The 15,823-nt window shown below is 63.4% G+C and carries 16 protein-coding genes; 8 read left to right on the plus strand and 8 right to left on the minus strand.

Annotated features, from left to right (window positions below; all coding sequences use genetic code 11):
- The first annotated feature begins 16 nt into the window (after positions 1–16).
- Genes ABAC460_RS46295 through ABAC460_RS46315 form a run of 5 tightly spaced genes read left to right on the plus strand, consistent with a single transcriptional unit; the run spans position 17 to position 6,188 of the window.
- Positions 17–1,624: a carboxyl transferase domain-containing protein gene (locus ABAC460_RS46295; protein ID WP_031237510.1), complete on the plus strand. Its 1,608-nt coding sequence runs from the start codon at positions 17–19 to the stop codon at positions 1,622–1,624.
- 9 nt (positions 1,625–1,633) lie between these two features.
- A complete protein-coding gene (locus ABAC460_RS46300; protein WP_023455716.1) occupies positions 1,634–2,401 on the plus strand; it encodes an enoyl-CoA hydratase-related protein in 768 nt (255 codons plus the stop codon).
- Positions 2,401–4,119 carry an acetyl/propionyl/methylcrotonyl-CoA carboxylase subunit alpha gene (locus ABAC460_RS46305; RefSeq protein WP_023455717.1) on the plus strand — a complete coding sequence of 573 codons (1,719 nt, stop codon included), beginning with the start codon at positions 2,401–2,403 and terminating at the stop codon, positions 4,117–4,119. The genes ABAC460_RS46300 and ABAC460_RS46305 overlap by 1 nt, the downstream gene beginning before the upstream one ends.
- Positions 4,120–4,128: 9 nt before the next feature.
- Complete coding sequence (locus ABAC460_RS46310) at positions 4,129–5,295, plus strand: isovaleryl-CoA dehydrogenase (RefSeq protein ID WP_023455718.1); 1,167 nt, start codon at positions 4,129–4,131, stop codon at positions 5,293–5,295.
- Positions 5,292–6,188, plus strand: a complete 897-nt coding sequence (locus ABAC460_RS46315) for a hydroxymethylglutaryl-CoA lyase (protein WP_023455719.1) — start codon at positions 5,292–5,294, stop codon at positions 6,186–6,188. The genes ABAC460_RS46310 and ABAC460_RS46315 overlap by 4 nt, the downstream gene beginning before the upstream one ends.
- Here the strand turns inward: ABAC460_RS46315 and ABAC460_RS46320 are convergent.
- Genes ABAC460_RS46320 through ABAC460_RS46330 form a run of 3 tightly spaced genes read right to left on the minus strand, consistent with a single transcriptional unit; the run spans position 6,175 to position 7,865 of the window.
- The gene (locus ABAC460_RS46320) at positions 6,175–6,582 is read right to left on the minus strand and encodes a DUF2177 family protein (RefSeq protein ID WP_023455720.1); all 408 of its coding nucleotides are present in this window, start codon (positions 6,580–6,582) and stop codon (positions 6,175–6,177) included. The two genes, ABAC460_RS46315 and ABAC460_RS46320, sit on opposite strands and share 14 nt — an antisense overlap.
- 3 nt (positions 6,583–6,585) lie before the next feature.
- Complete coding sequence (locus tag ABAC460_RS46325) at positions 6,586–7,245, minus strand: ChrR family anti-sigma-E factor (RefSeq protein WP_023455721.1); 660 nt, start codon at positions 7,243–7,245, stop codon at positions 6,586–6,588.
- Positions 7,242–7,865 carry a sigma-70 family RNA polymerase sigma factor gene (locus ABAC460_RS46330; protein WP_023455722.1) on the minus strand — a complete coding sequence of 208 codons (624 nt, stop codon included), beginning with the start codon at positions 7,863–7,865 and terminating at the stop codon, positions 7,242–7,244. The genes ABAC460_RS46325 and ABAC460_RS46330 overlap by 4 nt, the downstream gene beginning before the upstream one ends.
- 163 nt (positions 7,866–8,028) lie before the next feature.
- On the opposite strand from ABAC460_RS46330, the gene ABAC460_RS46335 reads away from it, so the two are divergent.
- Genes ABAC460_RS46335 through ABAC460_RS46345 form a run of 3 tightly spaced genes read left to right on the plus strand, consistent with a single transcriptional unit; the run spans position 8,029 to position 11,023 of the window.
- Positions 8,029–9,414 (plus strand): NAD(P)/FAD-dependent oxidoreductase, encoded by a 1,386-nt coding sequence (locus ABAC460_RS46335; protein WP_023455723.1) that lies wholly within the window; start codon positions 8,029–8,031, stop codon positions 9,412–9,414.
- Positions 9,411–10,184, plus strand: a complete 774-nt coding sequence (locus ABAC460_RS46340) for a DUF1365 domain-containing protein (RefSeq protein WP_023455724.1) — start codon at positions 9,411–9,413, stop codon at positions 10,182–10,184. The genes ABAC460_RS46335 and ABAC460_RS46340 overlap by 4 nt, the downstream gene beginning before the upstream one ends.
- Entirely contained in the window at positions 10,181–11,023 is an 843-nt protein-coding gene (locus ABAC460_RS46345) for an alpha/beta hydrolase (RefSeq protein WP_023455725.1), read from the plus strand. Before ABAC460_RS46340 ends, ABAC460_RS46345 begins: the two co-directional genes overlap by 4 nt.
- A 62-nt stretch (positions 11,024–11,085) precedes the next feature.
- On the opposite strand, the gene ABAC460_RS46350 is transcribed toward ABAC460_RS46345, so the two are convergent.
- Genes ABAC460_RS46350 through ABAC460_RS46370 form a run of 5 tightly spaced genes read right to left on the minus strand, consistent with a single transcriptional unit; the run spans position 11,086 to position 15,808 of the window.
- The gene (locus ABAC460_RS46350) at positions 11,086–11,361 is read right to left on the minus strand and encodes an ATP synthase F1 subunit epsilon (protein WP_023455726.1); all 276 of its coding nucleotides are present in this window, start codon (positions 11,359–11,361) and stop codon (positions 11,086–11,088) included.
- Positions 11,361–12,809, minus strand: a complete 1,449-nt coding sequence (gene atpD, locus ABAC460_RS46355; RefSeq protein ID WP_023455727.1) for a F0F1 ATP synthase subunit beta — start codon at positions 12,807–12,809, stop codon at positions 11,361–11,363. Before atpD ends, ABAC460_RS46350 begins: the two co-directional genes overlap by 1 nt.
- Before the next feature lie 9 nt (positions 12,810–12,818).
- Positions 12,819–13,691 (minus strand): F0F1 ATP synthase subunit gamma, encoded by an 873-nt coding sequence (locus ABAC460_RS46360; protein WP_031237514.1) that lies wholly within the window; start codon positions 13,689–13,691, stop codon positions 12,819–12,821.
- A gap of 24 nt (positions 13,692–13,715) precedes the next feature.
- Positions 13,716–15,248, minus strand: coding sequence for a F0F1 ATP synthase subunit alpha (atpA, locus tag ABAC460_RS46365; RefSeq protein ID WP_023455729.1), 1,533 nt, complete (start codon positions 15,246–15,248; stop codon positions 13,716–13,718).
- Positions 15,249–15,253: 5 nt separating this feature from the next.
- Positions 15,254–15,808 (minus strand): F0F1 ATP synthase subunit delta, encoded by a 555-nt coding sequence (locus ABAC460_RS46370; RefSeq protein WP_023455730.1) that lies wholly within the window; start codon positions 15,806–15,808, stop codon positions 15,254–15,256.
- Positions 15,809–15,823 lie beyond the last annotated feature (15 nt).

Here is a 15,823-nt window from a genome sequence, read left to right on the forward strand (position 1 = left end):
TAAGTTGGAAAAGCCCATGCCCGCGCTGAAAAGCGATATCGACCCGAACGATCCCGACTTCATCGCCAATGCCGCGCGCATGCAGGCCCTGGTCGATGACCTGCGCGGCCTGACAGCCAAAATCGCCCTGGGCGGCACCTCTGCCGCGCGCCAGAAACACACCGATCGCGGCAAGCTGCTGCCGCGCGACCGCATTGCCGGCCTGATCGACCCGGGCTCGCCCTTTCTCGAATTCTCCGCCCTGGCCGCCCACAACGTATATGACGACGAGGTCCCGGCCGCCGGCATCCTGACCGGTATCGGCCGCATCAACGGGACCGAATGCGTCATCGTCTGCAACGACGCCACGGTGAAGGGCGGCACCTACTACCCCCTGACCGTCAAGAAACACCTGCGCGCCCAGGAAATCGCCCAACAGAACCATCTGCCCTGCGTCTACCTGGTCGACTCCGGCGGCGCCAACCTGCCCAACCAGGACGAGGTCTTTCCGGACAAGGACGATTTCGGCCGCATCTTCTTCAACCAGGCCCGCATGTCCGCCGCCGGCATCCCCCAGATCGCCGTGGTCATGGGCTCCTGCACCGCCGGCGGCGCCTATGTCCCGGCCATGTCGGACGAATCGATCATCGTGCAGAAACAGGGCACCATCTTCCTGGCCGGCCCGCCCCTAGTGAAGGCCGCCACCGGCGAAGTCGTGTCCTCGGAAGACCTCGGCGGCGGTGACGTCCATGCCCGCGTCTCCGGCGTCGCCGACCACCTGGCCGCCGATGACGCCGATGCCCTGCGCACCGCCCGCCGCATCGTCGGCAATCTCAACCGCACCAAAAACCTCCCGCTTGCCACCCGCCCCGTCGCCGAGCCGCTCTATCCCACCGAAGACATCTACGGCATCGTCCCGGCCGATACCCGCCAGCCCTTCGATATCCGCCAGATCATTGCCCGCCTGGTCGACGGCTCCGAGTTCGACGAGTTCAAGGCGTTGTACGGCGAAACCCTGGTCACCGGCTTCGCCCATCTTTACGGCTATCCCGTCGGTATCGTCGCCAATAACGGCGTCCTGTTCTCCGAAAGCGCGCTGAAGGGCGCCCACTTCATCGAACTGTGCGCCCAGCGCGGCATTCCCCTGGTCTTCCTGCAGAACATCACCGGCTTCATGGTCGGCCGCAAGTACGAGAACGAGGGCATTGCCCGCCACGGTGCCAAGATGGTCACAGCGGTGGCCTGCGCCGACGTGCCGAAACTGACGGTCATCATCGGCGGCTCCTACGGCGCCGGCAATTACGGCATGTGCGGCCGCGCCTACGAACCGCGCTTCCTGTGGATGTGGCCCAATGCCCGTATCTCGGTCATGGGGGGAGAACAGGCGGCCAATGTCCTGGCCACCGTCCGCCGCGACGGCATCGAAGCCAAGGGCGGCACCTGGTCCGCCGAAGACGAAGCCGCCTTCAAGGCGCCGATCCGCGACACCTACGAGGCCCAGGGCCATCCCTACTACGCCTCGGCGCGGGTGTGGGACGATGGCGTCATCGACCCCGCCGATACCCGCCGTGTCCTGGGGCTTGGCCTGTCCGCCGCCCTCAACGCCCCCATCACCCCGACCCGGTTCGGCATTTTCCGGATGTAGGAGGCCACCATGTCCTTAATCATCGAAAGCGACCGGCAGGGCATTACCCGCGTCACCCTGAACCGCCCCGACGTCCACAACGCCTTCAACGAAGGCATGATCGGCGACCTGAAGGACGCCTTTTCCGACCTGGGCAAGCAGGACGGCATCCGCGTCATCGTGCTGAACGGCGCGGGCCCCAGCTTTTCGGCCGGTGCCGACCTCAACTGGATGCGCCGCGCCGCCGAACAGGACGAGGAGATGAACCGCGAGGACGCCCGCGCCCTGGCCGAGATGTTCGAAACCCTCAATGCCTGCCCCAAGCCGGTCATCGGCCTGGTCCACGGCGGTGTCTTCGGCGGCGGAGTCGGCCTGACCGCCTGCTGCGACGTCGTCATCGCCGCGCCCGGCACCGTGTTCGGCCTGACCGAGGTCCGCCTGGGCCTGATCCCGGCGGTCATCTCACCGTTCGTGCTGGCCAAAATCGGCATGTCGGCGTCGCGGCGCTATATGCTGAGCGGCGAGCGTTTCGACGCAGCCGAGGCCCTGCGTATCGGTCTGGTCCATCAGATCGCCGACGACCTGGAAGCCGCCGCCCAGCCGGTGATCGCCGCCTTCATGGCCGCCGCCCCGGAAGCTGTCGCCGACATCAAGGACCTGCTGGGCGACATCGCCCATAAGGGCACCGACATCGCCGGCAAGACCTCTGCCCGTATCGCCGCCCGCCGCGCCAGCGACGAGGGCCGCGAGGGCATCCAAGCCTTCCTCGACAAACGCAAACCGCACTGGGGAATGTAATGTTCTCCAAAATCCTGATCGCCAATCGCGGTGAAATCGCCCGCCGCATCATCCGCACCTGTAAGCGGATGGGCGTGCGTACCGTCGCCGTCTATTCCGAAGCCGACAAGCAGGCGCCTTTCATCCGTGAAGCCGACGAAGCCGTCCTGATCGGCCCGGCGGCCGCCAGCGACTCTTACCTGCGCGGTGATCGTATCGTCGCCGTGGCCGTCGAGCACGGCGCCCAGGCCGTCCACCCGGGCTACGGCTTCCTGTCGGAAAATGTCGAGTTCGCCCGCGCTTGTGAAGCCGCGGGCGTCACCTTTATCGGCCCTACCCCCGAAGCCATCTCGGCCATGGCGCTGAAAGGCGCAGCCAAGGCCCTGATGACCAAAGCCGGCGTCCCAGTTACCCCCGGCTATCACGGCGATGATCAGTCTCCGGACAAACTGTTTACGGAGGCCCAAAGCATCGGCTGGCCGGTCCTTATCAAGGCCGTCGCCGGTGGCGGCGGCAAGGGCATGCGCCGGGTCGACAGTGCCGAAGATTTCGCCGATGCCCTGACCTCGGCCCAACGCGAAGGTCGGAACGCCTTCAGCGACCCCAAGGTGCTGATCGAGAAATATATCGAGGTGCCACGTCACATCGAAATCCAGGTCTTCGGCGACAAACATGGCCAAGTCATACATCTGTTCGAACGCGATTGTTCGCTGCAACGCCGCCACCAGAAGGTCATCGAGGAAGCCCCGGCCCCCAACCTGCCCGAAACCCTGCGCCAGACCATGGGCCAGGCCGCTGTCCGCGCCGCCCAGGCGATCGGCTACCATGGCGCCGGCACGGTCGAATTCATCGTCGATGTCGGCAACGGCATCGCCAAAGCCGATTTCTACTTCATGGAGATGAATACTCGTTTACAGGTCGAGCATCCTGTAACCGAGGAGATCACCGGCCTGGACCTGGTCGAATGGCAGCTCCGCGTCGCCGCCGGTGAACCCCTGCCGAAATTGCAAGACGACCTAACCATCAACGGCCATGCCATCGAAGCCCGCCTCTATGCCGAAGATCCGCAGAACGACTTCCTGCCGGCGACCGGTCGCCTGACCCAGCTCGACTTTCCGGCCTGGGCACGCGTCGAAAGCGCCGTCGAACAGGGCGACGAGGTCAGCGTCTTCTACGACCCGATGATCGCCAAGCTGGTCGTCCACGGCCGCGACCGTACCCACGCCCTGGCGCGGATGCGCGAGGTCCTGGTCGAAACCCGGCTGAGGGGCCTGGCGACCAACCTGGCCTTCCTGCGTCGCGTGGTAAGCGATCCGGACTTTGCCGCCGCCGACATCGATACCGGTTTTATCGCCCGCCATATCGACCGCCTGACCCAGCCTTGGCCCGACGCGATACCACCCGCCCACGCCGTCGCCGCCGATCCCGGCTCGCCATGGAACGACACCACCGGCTGGTGGCTGAATCTGCCCCCGCGACCCCACCTGCATCTGGCCGTGCGCGACGCCGATGAAGCCGCCACCGCGCCGGGCGAGGTCCACGCCCCCATGCCGGGCAAGGTCATCGACGTCTTCGTCACTGTCGGCGACACGGTCGACAAGGGCCAGAAGCTGCTGATCCTCGGCGCCATGAAGATCGAACACACCCTGAAGGCCGCCCGTCCCGGCACCGTAAAGGCCGTCCATGTCCGCACCGACGACCAGGTCGGCGACAAGGCCCTGCTGGTCGAAATCGAATAGGAACTGAATATGCTGGACTTCCCCCATTTGAACTTCGGTCACGGCGAAGACATCGACGCCCTGCGTGAAGGCGTGCGCCGTTTCGCCGAGGTCGAAATCTCGCCGCTGGCCAACGAGACCGACCGCGACGATCAGTTCCCCATGCACCTGTGGAAGGCCATGGGCGATATGGGCGTGCTGGGCCTGACGGTGCCGGAAATCCATGGCGGCGCCGCCATGGGCTACCTGGCCCATGTCATCGCCATGGAAGAGATTTCGCGCGCCTCAGCCAGCATCGGGCTTTCGTACGGCGCCCACTCCAATCTCTGCGTCAACCAGATCAACCGCAACGGCACGCCCGAGCAAAAGGCGAAATACCTGCCGAAACTGATCTCCGGCGAACATGTCGGGGCGCTGGCCATGTCGGAAACCGGCGCCGGATCGGACGTGGTGTCGATGCGCCTGCGCGCCGACCGCAAGAACGACCGCTATGTCCTCAACGGCTCCAAAATGTGGATCACCAATGGCCCCGACGCCGACGTGTTGGTGGTCTATGCCAAGACCGATATGGACGCCGGCTCCAAAGGCATCACCGCCTTCCTGATCGAGAAAGAATTCATCGGCTTCTCGGTGGCGCAGAAACTGGACAAGCTGGGCATGCGCGGCTCGCACACCGGCGAGCTCGTCTTTGAGGACTGCGAGGTCCCGTACGAGAATGTTCTGGGTACGGAGGGCCGTGGCGCGGCGGTGCTGATGTCGGGTCTCGACTACGAACGCGTGGTCCTGTCGGGCGGCCCGCTCGGCATCATGCGTGCCTGCCTGGATGCGGTTATCCCTTACATCCATGACCGCGAACAGTTCGGCCAGGCCATCGGCACCTTCCAGCTGATGCAGGGCAAGGTCGCCGACATGTATTCGACCTGGGCCGCCTGCCGCGCCTATGTCTATGCCGTTGCCCAGGCCTGCGACCGTGGCGAAACCACACGCAAGGACGCCGCCGGCTGCATCCTCTATGCCGCTGAAAAGGCAACCTGGATGGCTGGCGAAGCCATCCAGTGCCTGGGTGGCAACGGCTATACCAACGAATATCCGGTCGGCCGGCTGTGGCGCGATGCCAAGCTGTATGAGATCGGCGCCGGCACCTCGGAAATCCGCCGCATGCTGATCGGCCGCGAACTGTTCGAGGAAACCAAGTGAGGCCGAACCGCGTCACCCTCTACGAAGTCGGCCCGCGCGACGGGCTCCAGGCCGAAACCGCCATGGTCTCGACCGCAGACAAGATTGCCCTGATCGACCGCCTGTCGGCTACCGGTTTGAGCTACATTGAGGCGGCCAGCTTCGTCTCGCCGAAATGGGTGCCGCAGATGGGCGACGCCGCCGAAGTCATGGCCGGCATCCAACGCTCCGTCCAATATCCGGTCCTGACGCCCAACCTGAAAGGCTATGAAGGCGCGCTTGCCGCTGGTGCTGATATCGTCGCCATCTTCGGCGCGGCCTCGGAATCGTTCAGTCAGAAAAACATCAACTGCTCGATCGCCGAAAGCCTAAACCGCTTTGCGCCGGTCTGCGACGCCGCCCGCCGCGACGGCGTCTATGTACGGGGTTACGTCTCCTGCGTCATCGGCTGTCCCTACGAAGGCAAGATCGCCCCCCAGGCCGTCGCCGACGTGGCAGAAGGCCTTTTGGACATGGGTTGCTATGAGATCAGCTTGGGCGACACCATCGGTGTGGGTACCCCGGCAGATGTCGCCAAATTACTGGACGTGATCAGCGCCCGTATCTCCTCCGATAAGCTGGCGGTGCATTTCCACGACACCTATGGCCAAGCCCTGGCCAATATCCTGACCTCGCTGGATTACGGCATTGCGACCATAGACTCGTCGGTCGGCGGCCTGGGCGGCTGTCCCTATGCGCCGGGCGCCAGCGGCAATGTCGCCACCGAAGACGTACTATACATGCTGAACGGCATGAATATCGAAACCGGCGTCGATCTCGACAAAATCATCGAAGCCGCCTGGTTTATCTCAGATGTCCTCGGCCGGCCGCCCCGGTCGAAAGTGGCACTGGCGATGCGGCCTACTTCCCCATAGCCCTGACCAGAAACACCGTCGCCAAGCCCGTCGTCAGGGTCAGGAACGTCCCCCAGGCCATATCGATTGCCGTTAACTTCCACTGCCATCCGGCGATAACCGACTGCGCCGTCAGGTCATAGGTGCCATAGGCCACCAACCCGAGCAAACCCGACCGGAACGCCACCGCACCCCAGCCCTGGCGCTGCTCCAGGGCCGGCAGCAGCACCAGCCAGGTCAGACCGAAAATATACAGAACGTAGAAAATCCCCGCCGCCACATAGTCCGGCGGGAACTTCAGCAGACTCCCCATCATCGGCGTATACAACAGCGGCGACATGGTGCTCAGCCAGATACCGTCCAGGGCCAGCATGACCCCCGCCGCAATCAGAAAAGTCAGCCCAAACCGCTTCATCACTCAGATCCCGGCGAACGGCTGCAATATCCAGGCGATCAGGCTCTGCGGCACGATCGGACCTTCCTGCACCACCAGGCACAGACAATCATCATCGCCTTCCATGGACGGGGTATGGTTCTGGTCGCTTTCATCGCACATGGCAAAGTCGCCCGGCCCATACCGCCCCTTATGATCGCGATAGCGTCCATGCAGCATGACGGTGATTTCGCGGCCGCGATGGGTATGCTCCGGCATCTGCAGGCCCGACTTGACCGACATCAGATAGGTCTTCGAACCCTTGGGCGCGCCTTCCAACTCGATCGGCGCCATCCACACCCCGGGCGCCGCCCAATGACGGTTCTTGATCTTCACCGCTTTCAACGACTCGGGCAGGTCGAACCCCTCCAGGAAAGCCGGCCGGCGAACCGTTTCCACAACTTCGTCCGCCTCCGGACGTTCGATCCGCGCCAGTGCCAGGTCCAGCGCATTGTTGGACATGGCTACCCCGTCGAGTTCCTCCAGCATCGCCCCACCCATGATGTCGAACAGCCTCAGGTCACCGCGGCAATGCGGGCAGGTCTCGGCGTGGGTCTGCATGGCCAGGGCCATGCCGGGCGCCAGGGCGCCGCGGTGATAGTCCCACAGCAGGTCTTCGCCGGGATGGTGGTTCGGGGTACTCATACGCGGTCTCCAGGTACTAAGGCGGCCATGGCGGTCTTCAGCCGCGTCATCGCCAGGCGCAGACGCGACTTCACCGTCCCCAGCGGCAGGGCCAGAGCAGCAGCAATGTCGCCATGCGACAGATCTTCATAAAACGACAGGCGCAGGATGGTCTTCTGCTCTTCGGGCAGGGTCTCCATCAAGCCGTTAATGGTGTGAACCGACTGCGAGTCGGCCAGTTGCTGATCGGCCGGTCGTGGCGGCTCGGACTGCCACAGGTCCTCGGGCAGCTCGCGGGTCCGCTTCGCCTTGCGCGCCGCATCGATGCGCAGATTGCGGGCGATGGAATATATCCAAGTTACCGCCGTCGCCTTCGAGGCATCGAACATCTCGGCCTTGCGCCACACCTTCAAAAGCACGTCCTGAGCCAGGTCCTCGGCCTCCTGGGCGTTCATGCCCTGGCCCATGACAAAGGCCTTCAACTTGGGTGCGAATCGCGTGAACAGCTGGGCATAGGCCTGACGGTCCCGCGACTGCGCAATCCGCGCGATCAGCGCTTCGGGAGTCGTTATCACTGGTCCCAGGCTGTCATCCTTCATGGGCATCAGCGTAACAAGGTTGTCGTAACGATCAAGGTGCATTTTCATTCGTGACCAGACCCGCCAACAGCCGGGTTTCGCCAAGTTTACGGCGGGCTGGCGGCTGTGGATCATTCCGCGAGCGTAAATTTTTGCCGGCCCCTCTGTGATCCATCCCCAACGCAACCGCGTAAGTTCTTTATGTTTACGGCCGTTGAGGTTCCCCATGCATGATCTGATCGATAGCACGTCCGCCTTGCGCCGTCCTGCCGGGCGCCGCCGCGTCGCCGTGGTCGGTTCGGGAATTGCCGGCCTGTCCGCCGCCTGGCACCTGCACCCCCACTGCGACATCACAGTTTTCGAGAGCAGCGACCGGCCCGGCGGCCACAGCCATTCGGTCAATGCCGGCACCGACGATCAGCCCCTATGGGTCGATATGGGCTTTATCGTCTTCAATGAGCCCTGCTACCCCAACCTGGTCGCCCTGTTCGACCACCTTAAGGTCGACCATCAACTTACGGACATGTCGTTCGGCGTCAGCGTCGACGCCGGTTCGCTGGAATACGGTTCGATCGGCTTCAAAGGCCTGTTCGCCCAACGCCGCAACCTGTTCCGCCCGCGCTTCCTGAGCCTCCTGGTCGACGTCGTCCGATTCTACCGCGAAGCCCCCAAGGACCTCGCCGCCCTTACCCGCGAAGGCTACCGCCTGGGCGATTACCTGCGCGACCGCAACTATGGCCGTGCCTTTATCGACGATCACCTGCTGCCCCAGGCGGCCGCCATCTGGTCGACCTCGGCGCGCCAGATCATGGACTATCCCTTCCGCGCCTTTATCGCCTTCTTCGAAAACCACGGCCTGCTAAAGATCACCGACCGCATCCTGTGGCGCAGCGTCGTCGGCGGCGCCCAGGCCTACCTGCAAAAGCTGATCGCCCCCTTCCACGACCGCATCCGCACCAATAGCGCCATCATCGCCGCCCAGCGCAGCGCCCACGGCGTGGTCCTGACCGATGCCCATGGCGCGACGCACATCTTCGATGACGTCGTCTTCGCCACCCACGCCGACGTCACCCTGAAAATCCTCAGCGACGCCACGGCCGACGAACAGCGCACCCTGGGCGCCTTTCCCTATACCCAGAACGAAGTCGTGCTGCACACTGACGCCAGCTTCATGCCCAACCGCAAGGATGCCTGGTCAGCCTGGAACTACCGCGGTGAACGCGGCGCCGGCGACGAACAGCAGCTGTGCGTCACTTACTGGATGAACCTGCTTCAGGTGCTGAAGACCGACCGGAACTACTTCGTCACCCTGAACCCGACCCACGCCGTGGATCCAGCCAAAACCATTAAGCGCATCGTCTTCGAGCATCCGCTGTTCAACGCCGCTGCTATCGCCGCCCAGAACGATCTGCCAGCCTTGCAAGGCGTCAATCGGACTTGGTTCTGCGGCGCCTATTTCGGCTCGGGTTTCCACGAAGACGGCCTGCAGTCGGGCCTGGCCGTGGCCGAGGCCATCACCGGCGTCGCCCGTCCGTGGGACTTCGACTGGAGCAAGAGCCGCATTCGCTACAATCCGTGGGCCTCCCCGGAGGTTCTGGAGGCCGCTGAATGACGCCCTGCCTTTATGCCGGCGAAGTCGTGCACCAGCGTTTCGCACCGAAGGTCCACCGTCTGCGCTACCATATCTTCCAGGTCCTGCTCGACCTCGATCATCTGGATGGTTTGCCGCGGCTGATGTCGCGTAACCGCTTCAATCTGTTCGGCTTTTATGATCGCGACCACGGACCCGACCAGGCCGGCAGCCGTGATGCGCCCCTGAATGTTCGCATGCGGACCCTGCTGACCGACCACGGTCTTTATCATGATGGCGATCAGCTTTACCTGATGGCTATGCCGCGCGTCCTGGGCTTTGCCTTCAACCCGATCAGCCTCTATTTCGCCGTCCGCGACGGCCGGGTGACAACCGTCGTCTATGAGGTCAACAACACTTTCGGCGACCGTCACTCCTATGTCCTGCCGGTCCACGGCGACGGCCCGATCCGCCAGCACAGCGACAAGCGCCTGCATGTCTCACCTTTCATGGACATGAAGGACATGGCCTACGACTTCGATCTGATCGCACCCGGGGAACGTTTCGCCCTGAAGATCAACCTGCGCCAGGGCGAACGCGACATGCTGTTCGCGTCCTTTGTCGCCCCGCGCCAGACCTTGAACGACCGCAACCTGCTGCGGCTGTTCTTCGTCATGCCGCTGGTCACGCTCAAGGTCGTTCTGGGAATTCACTGGGAGGCCTTGCTCATCGCGCTGAAGGGCATCACATTGAAACCGAAGCCGCCGACGGCGCGGTCCAGCATCAGTGTCAGTGGCAGTCTTCGAGGATGAGTTTGACCAAACGCAGTTTTCTTGCCGTCGGCCTGGGCGCCTTCCTGGCTGGGTGCAATACCTTGAGCCTGTTCAACCGCTTCACGCCAAAGGACAGCGGCGTTCGGCGTGTCGCGCACGACGTTGCCTTCGGTGACGACCCGCGCCAACGCTACGATGTCTACGCCCCAGCCGGCAAAACGAACCTTCCGGTTCTGGTGTTCTTCTACGGCGGCGGGTGGAACAGCGGCTCGAAAGACGACTACGCCTGGATGGGATACGCCCTGGCCTCGATAGGCTATGTCGTCGCCGTTCCCGACTACCGCCTGGTCCCGGAATTTCTGTATCCCGTCTTCCTCGAAGACAACGCCGCGGCGGTGAAACACATCCTGGCCCATGCCGCCGACTATGGCGGCGACAGCGCGCGGTTGGGCACGATCGGACAATCGGCCGGCGGCTATGCGGCAGTCATGATGGCGCTGGATCCGCGCTACTTGCCTGAGAGCACAGTCAAGGCCTGTGTTGGCATCGCCGGACCCTACGACTTCTATCCGTTCGATGTGCCGGCCTCGATCAACGCGTTCGGTAAATGGGCAAAGCCTGAAGAGACCCAACCCATCACCTACGCCCGCAAGGTCGCGACGAAATTCCTGCTGCTGCAAAGCCGCGCCGACAAGGTGGTCGGCACGCACAATGCGGTCAATCTCGACAAGAAGCTTCGCGACGCCGGCACCGACGTAACCCTGAAACTGTACGACGGCCTGAGCCATCAGGACACAGCAGCGGTCTATTCGGTACCGTTCCGCAAGAAAGGCACGCTGTTCGAGGACACACGGACGTTCCTGTCGAGTGTGCTTTAACTCATCAAAAAGCCCTCCGGACCGAACCGGAGGGCTTTCTCATCTCATCGTCAAACCGGCGCTTAGTGAACCGTTTCGACATATTCCTCGGCCGATTCAGCCAGGATGGTCATGCCGTCTTCGCTGACGTCGGCAAAGCCGCCGCGCACCTGGAAGACGCGCTTGCTCGTGCCGTCCAGGATGACCACCGGACCTTCGGACAGGGTGGTCATGAAGGGCGCGTGGTTGGCCAGGACGCCGAATTCACCTTCGGAGCCAGGCGCCACCACCTGGTCGACTTCGCCTTCGAACAGCTTGGCTTCCGGCGTTACCAGCGATACGTGCAGTTTCTCGGCCATTACTTGCCTTCGCCCGCCAGGCGTTCAGCCTTGGCGATGGCGTCCTCGATGGTGCCGACCATGTAGAAGGCGGCTTCCGGCAGGTGGTCGTAGTCACCGTTGGCGATGCCCTTGAAGCCCTTGATGGTGTCTTCGATCGACATCAGCACGCCCGGCGTGCCGGTGAAGATTTCGGCGACGTGGAAGGGCTGCGACATGAAGCGCTGGATCTTGCGGGCGCGGGCGACGGTCGACTTGTCTTCTTCCGACAGTTCGTCCATGCCCAGGATGGCGATGATGTCCTTCAGCGCCTTGTACTGCTGCAGGATTTCCTGGACGCGGGTCGCCGTGTCGTAGTGCTCCTGGCCGACGACGCGCGGGTCGAGGATCCGCGAGGTCGAGTCCAGCGGGTCCACGGCCGGGTATATGCCCTGTTCGGCGATCGAGCGCGACAGAACGGTCGTGGCGTCCAGGTGGGCGAAGGAGTTGGCGGGCGCCGGGTCGGTCAGGTCGTCGGCCGGGACGTACACGGCCTGAACCGAGGTGATCGAACCCTTGTTGGTCGAGGTGATGCGTTCCTGCAGACGGCCCATTTCGGTGGCCAGGGTCGGCTGGTAACCCACGGCCGAAGGAATACGGCCCAGCAGAGCCGACACTTCCGAACCCGCCTGGGTAAAGCGGAAGATGTTGTCGACGAAGAACAGAACGTCCTTGCCTTCGACGTCGCGGAAATATTCGGCCTGGGCCAGGCCGGTCAGGGCGACGCGGGCGCGGGCGCCGGGAGGCTCGTTCATCTGGCCGTAAACCAGGGTACAGCGCGAGGTGCCGCCACCGCCCTTTTGGTTCACGTTCGACTCGATCATTTCGTGATACAGGTCGTTGCCTTCGCGGGTACGTTCACCGACGCCGGCGAACACCGAATAGCCGCCATAGGCCTTGGCGATGTTGTTGATCAGTTCCTGGATGGTGACGGTCTTGCCGACGCCGGCGCCGCCGAACAGGCCGATCTTGCCGCCCTTGGCGTACGGGCAGATCAGGTCGATGACCTTGATGCCGGTGACCAGCAGCTCGGCCGAGGTCGCCTGGTCGGCGAAGGCCGGAGCGTCGGCGTGGATCGGGTTGAAGAATTCGGTTTCGATCGGACCGGCTTCGTCGATCGGCTCACCGATGACGTTCATGATGCGGCCCAGGGTGGCCGGACCAACCGGAACGGTGATCGGCGAACCCAGGTCCTTCACGGCCTGGCCGCGGACCAAACCTTCGGTGGCGTCCATGGCGATGGTGCGGACGGTGTTTTCACCCAGGTGCTGGGCGACTTCCAGGACCAGACGCGTGCCGGAAGCGGTGTTGGTGGTTTCCAGCGCGTTCAGGATCGAAGGCAGGGCGCCATCGAACTCGACGTCGACGACGGCGCCGATGATCTGGGAAATGCGGCCCGTGGCCACGGAGATTTTTTGCGGAGCGGACATTGGGTTTCCTTACAGGGCTTCGGCACCGGAGATGATTTCGATCAACTCCTTGGTAATCTGGGCCTGACGTGAACGGTTGTATTTGAGCGTAAGCGCGTTGATCATTTCGCCGGCGTTGCGCGTGGCGTTGTCCATGGCGCTCATCTGGGCGGCATAGAAGCCGGCATTGTTTTCCAGCATCGACGACAGGATCTGAACCGACAGGTTGCGCGGCAGCAGGACCTCGAGGATTTCCTCCTCGGAGGGCTCGTACTCATAGACGGCGCCGCCGGTTTCCTGAGCGGCGCTGAGGTCGATATCGGCCGGGATCAGGCGCTTGGCGGTCGGAACCTGGCTGATGACCGACTGGAAGCGCGAGTAAAACAGGGTGACGACATCAGCGCGACCAAGTTCGAATTCGCCTACAATCTTTTCCGAAATCGGCTTCACGGCGTCCATGTTCGGCGCCTTGTTGCCGGCCTCGTAGGACTCGACGATGCGGTCGGCATACTGGCGCTTCAGCTGGTCGCGGGCCTTGCGGCCGATGGTGATGATGCGGACATTGCGGCCCGCCTTCAGCTGGGCGGCGATGTAGTCGCGGGCGGCACGGACGATGGCGGTGTTAAAACCGCCGGCCAGACCGCGGTCACCGGTGGCGACCACGACCAGTTGGTTGTGTTCCGAGCCGGTGCCGACCAGCATGGCCGGCGCACTGTCGCCGGTGATGCCACGTGCCAGGTTGGCAATGACCGCCGCCATCTTCTGGGCATAGGGACGGGCGTTTTCAGCCGAATCCTGCGCTTTGCGCAGTTTCGCCGCCGCCACCATCTGCATCGCTTTCGTGATCTTCTGCGTGGCTTTCACGCTTCCGATCTGATTGCGCATGTCCTTCAAGCTAGCCATGGAGGATTTATCTCTTTCCTAGGCTCAGGCGAAGCTGGCGGTGAAGTCGGTGACGACCGTCTTGAGCTTGTCTTCCAGCTCGGCCGACAGCGCCTTCTGGTCGCGGATGGCGCTCAGCAGGTCGGTGTGACGGGTGCGCAGCAGGGACAGCAGGTCCTTTTCATAGCGGCGGACGTCACCGACGGCGACCTTGTCCAGGTAACCGCGGGTACCGGCATAGATCACCGCGACCTGCTCTTCGACCTTCAGCGGCGAATATTGCGGCTGCTTCAGCAGCTCGGTCAGGCGGGCACCGCGGGCCAGCAGGCGCTGGGTGGCGGCGTCCAGGTCCGAACCGAACTTGGCGAAGGCGGCCATTTCGCGATACTGGGCCAGGTCGCCCTTGATGGCGCCGGCAACCTGCTTCATGGCCTTGATCTGGGCCGACGAGCCGACGCGCGACACCGACAGGCCGACGTTCACGGCCGGGCGGATGCCCTGGAAGAACAGGTCGGTTTCGAGGAAGATCTGGCCGTCGGTGATCGAGATCACGTTGGTCGGGATGTAGGCCGACACGTCGTTGGCCTGGGTTTCGATGACCGGCAGGGCGGTCAGCGAGCCGGAACCATTGTCTTCGTTCAACTTCGCGGCGCGTTCCAGCAGGCGGGAGTGCAGGTAGAAGACGTCGCCCGGATAGGCTTCGCGGCCCGGCGGACGGCGCAGCAGCAGCGACATCTGGCGGTAGGCGACGGCCTGCTTGGACAGATCGTCATAGATGATCAGGGCGTGCATGCCGTTGTCGCGGAAATATTCGCCCATGGCGCAGCCGGCGAACGGTGCCAGGAACTGCAGCGGGGCGGGTTCCGAAGCGGTGGCCGAGACGATGATGGTGTAGTCCAGCGCGCCGTTTTCTTCCAGGGCCTTGACGATCTGGGCGACGGTCGAACGCTTCTGGCCGATGGCGACGTAGATGCAGTACAGCTTGGCCTTTTCGTCGTCGCCGGCATTGACCGACTTCTGGTTCAGGATGGCGTCGATGGCGACGGCGGTCTTGCCGGTCTGACGGTCACCGATGATCAGCTCGCGCTGGCCACGGCCGACGGGGATCAGGGTATCGATGGCCTTGATGCCGGTCTGCACGGGCTCGTGCACCGACTTGCGCGGAATGATGCCCGGCGCCTTGACGTCGACGCGGCGGCGTTCCGTGGAAACGATCGGGCCCTTGCCGTCGATCGGCTCGCCCAGCGGGTTGACGACGCGGCCCAGCAGGCCCTTGCCGACCGGCACGTCCACGATTTCGCCCAGGCGGCGGACTTCGTCGCCTTCCGAGATCTCACGGTCTTCACCGAAGATAACGATACCGACATTGTCCTTTTCCAGGTTCAGGGCCATGCCCTTAACGCCGGCCTTGGGGAACAGCACCATTTCACCGGCCTGGACCTTGTCGAGGCCGTAGACGCGGGCGATACCGTCGCCGACCGACAGGACCTGACCGACGTCCGAGACATCGGCTTCCTGGCCGAAACCGGCGATTTGTTGCTTGAGGATGGCCGAGATTTCGGCAGCGTTGATAGCCATGGATGTTACGCTCTCTTAAGGGCGAATTTGAGGGAGTCGAGTTTGGTCTTCAGCGATGCGTCGAAGAGACGCGAGCCCACGCGGACTTTCAGCCCGCCCAGGAGGGCCGGATCGACACGGGTGTTGATCTCGGCGGATTGACCCAGGGTCTGGGCCAGAGTGGTTTTGAGGCTGTCCAGCTGCGCATCGGTAAGGGCGACCGCGGAGGTCACATCGGCGGTGACGACGCCGGTATGGGCGGCATACAGCTTGTTGAAGGCGTTGATCACCGGGAACAGCTGGTTCAGGCGGCCATTGGCGGCCAGGACACCCAGCAGGTTGGTGGTCAGGGTGTTGAGCTTGGCGGACTTGGTCACGGCCAGAAGGCCGGCCAGCTTGACGTCCGACTTGTAGACCAGCGACGTCACGAAATTGCGCAATTCGGCCGAGGACAGCAGCAGTTCCTTCAGCGTGGCGATGTCGCCATTGACCTTGTCCAGCACCTTGGTTTCAAGGGCCAGGCCAAAGGCCGCGCGGGCGTAGCGGTCACCGGCTTCTGTTTCTCGATATTGATCGTTCATCAGGTCCACGTATGG

Origin of the sequence: Asticcacaulis sp. AC460 (assembly GCF_000495795.1) — a bacterium.
Taxonomy (GTDB): domain Bacteria; phylum Pseudomonadota; class Alphaproteobacteria; order Caulobacterales; family Caulobacteraceae; genus Asticcacaulis.

Excerpts from the sequence above, each read along its gene's own strand:
- ABAC460_RS46335 (WP_023455723.1), top strand. The coding sequence starts at position 8,029 with ATGCATGATCTGATCGATAGCACGTCCGCCTTGCGCCGTCCTGCCGGG.
- ABAC460_RS46370 (WP_023455730.1), bottom strand. The coding sequence starts at position 15,808 with ATGAACGATCAATATCGAGAAACAGAAGCCGGTGACCGCTACGCCCGC.
- ABAC460_RS46295 (WP_031237510.1), top strand. The coding sequence starts at position 17 with ATGCCCGCGCTGAAAAGCGATATCGACCCGAACGATCCCGACTTCATC.
- ABAC460_RS46345 (WP_023455725.1), top strand. The coding sequence starts at position 10,181 with ATGAGTTTGACCAAACGCAGTTTTCTTGCCGTCGGCCTGGGCGCCTTC.
- ABAC460_RS46340 (WP_023455724.1), top strand. The coding sequence starts at position 9,411 with ATGACGCCCTGCCTTTATGCCGGCGAAGTCGTGCACCAGCGTTTCGCA.
- ABAC460_RS46330 (WP_023455722.1), bottom strand. The coding sequence starts at position 7,865 with ATGCACCTTGATCGTTACGACAACCTTGTTACGCTGATGCCCATGAAG.
- ABAC460_RS46325 (WP_023455721.1), bottom strand. The coding sequence starts at position 7,245 with ATGAGTACCCCGAACCACCATCCCGGCGAAGACCTGCTGTGGGACTAT.
- ABAC460_RS46300 (WP_023455716.1), top strand. The coding sequence starts at position 1,634 with ATGTCCTTAATCATCGAAAGCGACCGGCAGGGCATTACCCGCGTCACC.
- ABAC460_RS46305 (WP_023455717.1), top strand. The coding sequence starts at position 2,401 with ATGTTCTCCAAAATCCTGATCGCCAATCGCGGTGAAATCGCCCGCCGC.
- atpA (WP_023455729.1), bottom strand. The coding sequence starts at position 15,248 with ATGGCTATCAACGCTGCCGAAATCTCGGCCATCCTCAAGCAACAAATC.
- ABAC460_RS46320 (WP_023455720.1), bottom strand. The coding sequence starts at position 6,582 with ATGAAGCGGTTTGGGCTGACTTTTCTGATTGCGGCGGGGGTCATGCTG.
- ABAC460_RS46360 (WP_031237514.1), bottom strand. The coding sequence starts at position 13,691 with ATGGCTAGCTTGAAGGACATGCGCAATCAGATCGGAAGCGTGAAAGCC.
- atpD (WP_023455727.1), bottom strand. The coding sequence starts at position 12,809 with ATGTCCGCTCCGCAAAAAATCTCCGTGGCCACGGGCCGCATTTCCCAG.
- ABAC460_RS46350 (WP_023455726.1), bottom strand. The coding sequence starts at position 11,361 with ATGGCCGAGAAACTGCACGTATCGCTGGTAACGCCGGAAGCCAAGCTG.
- ABAC460_RS46310 (WP_023455718.1), top strand. The coding sequence starts at position 4,129 with ATGCTGGACTTCCCCCATTTGAACTTCGGTCACGGCGAAGACATCGAC.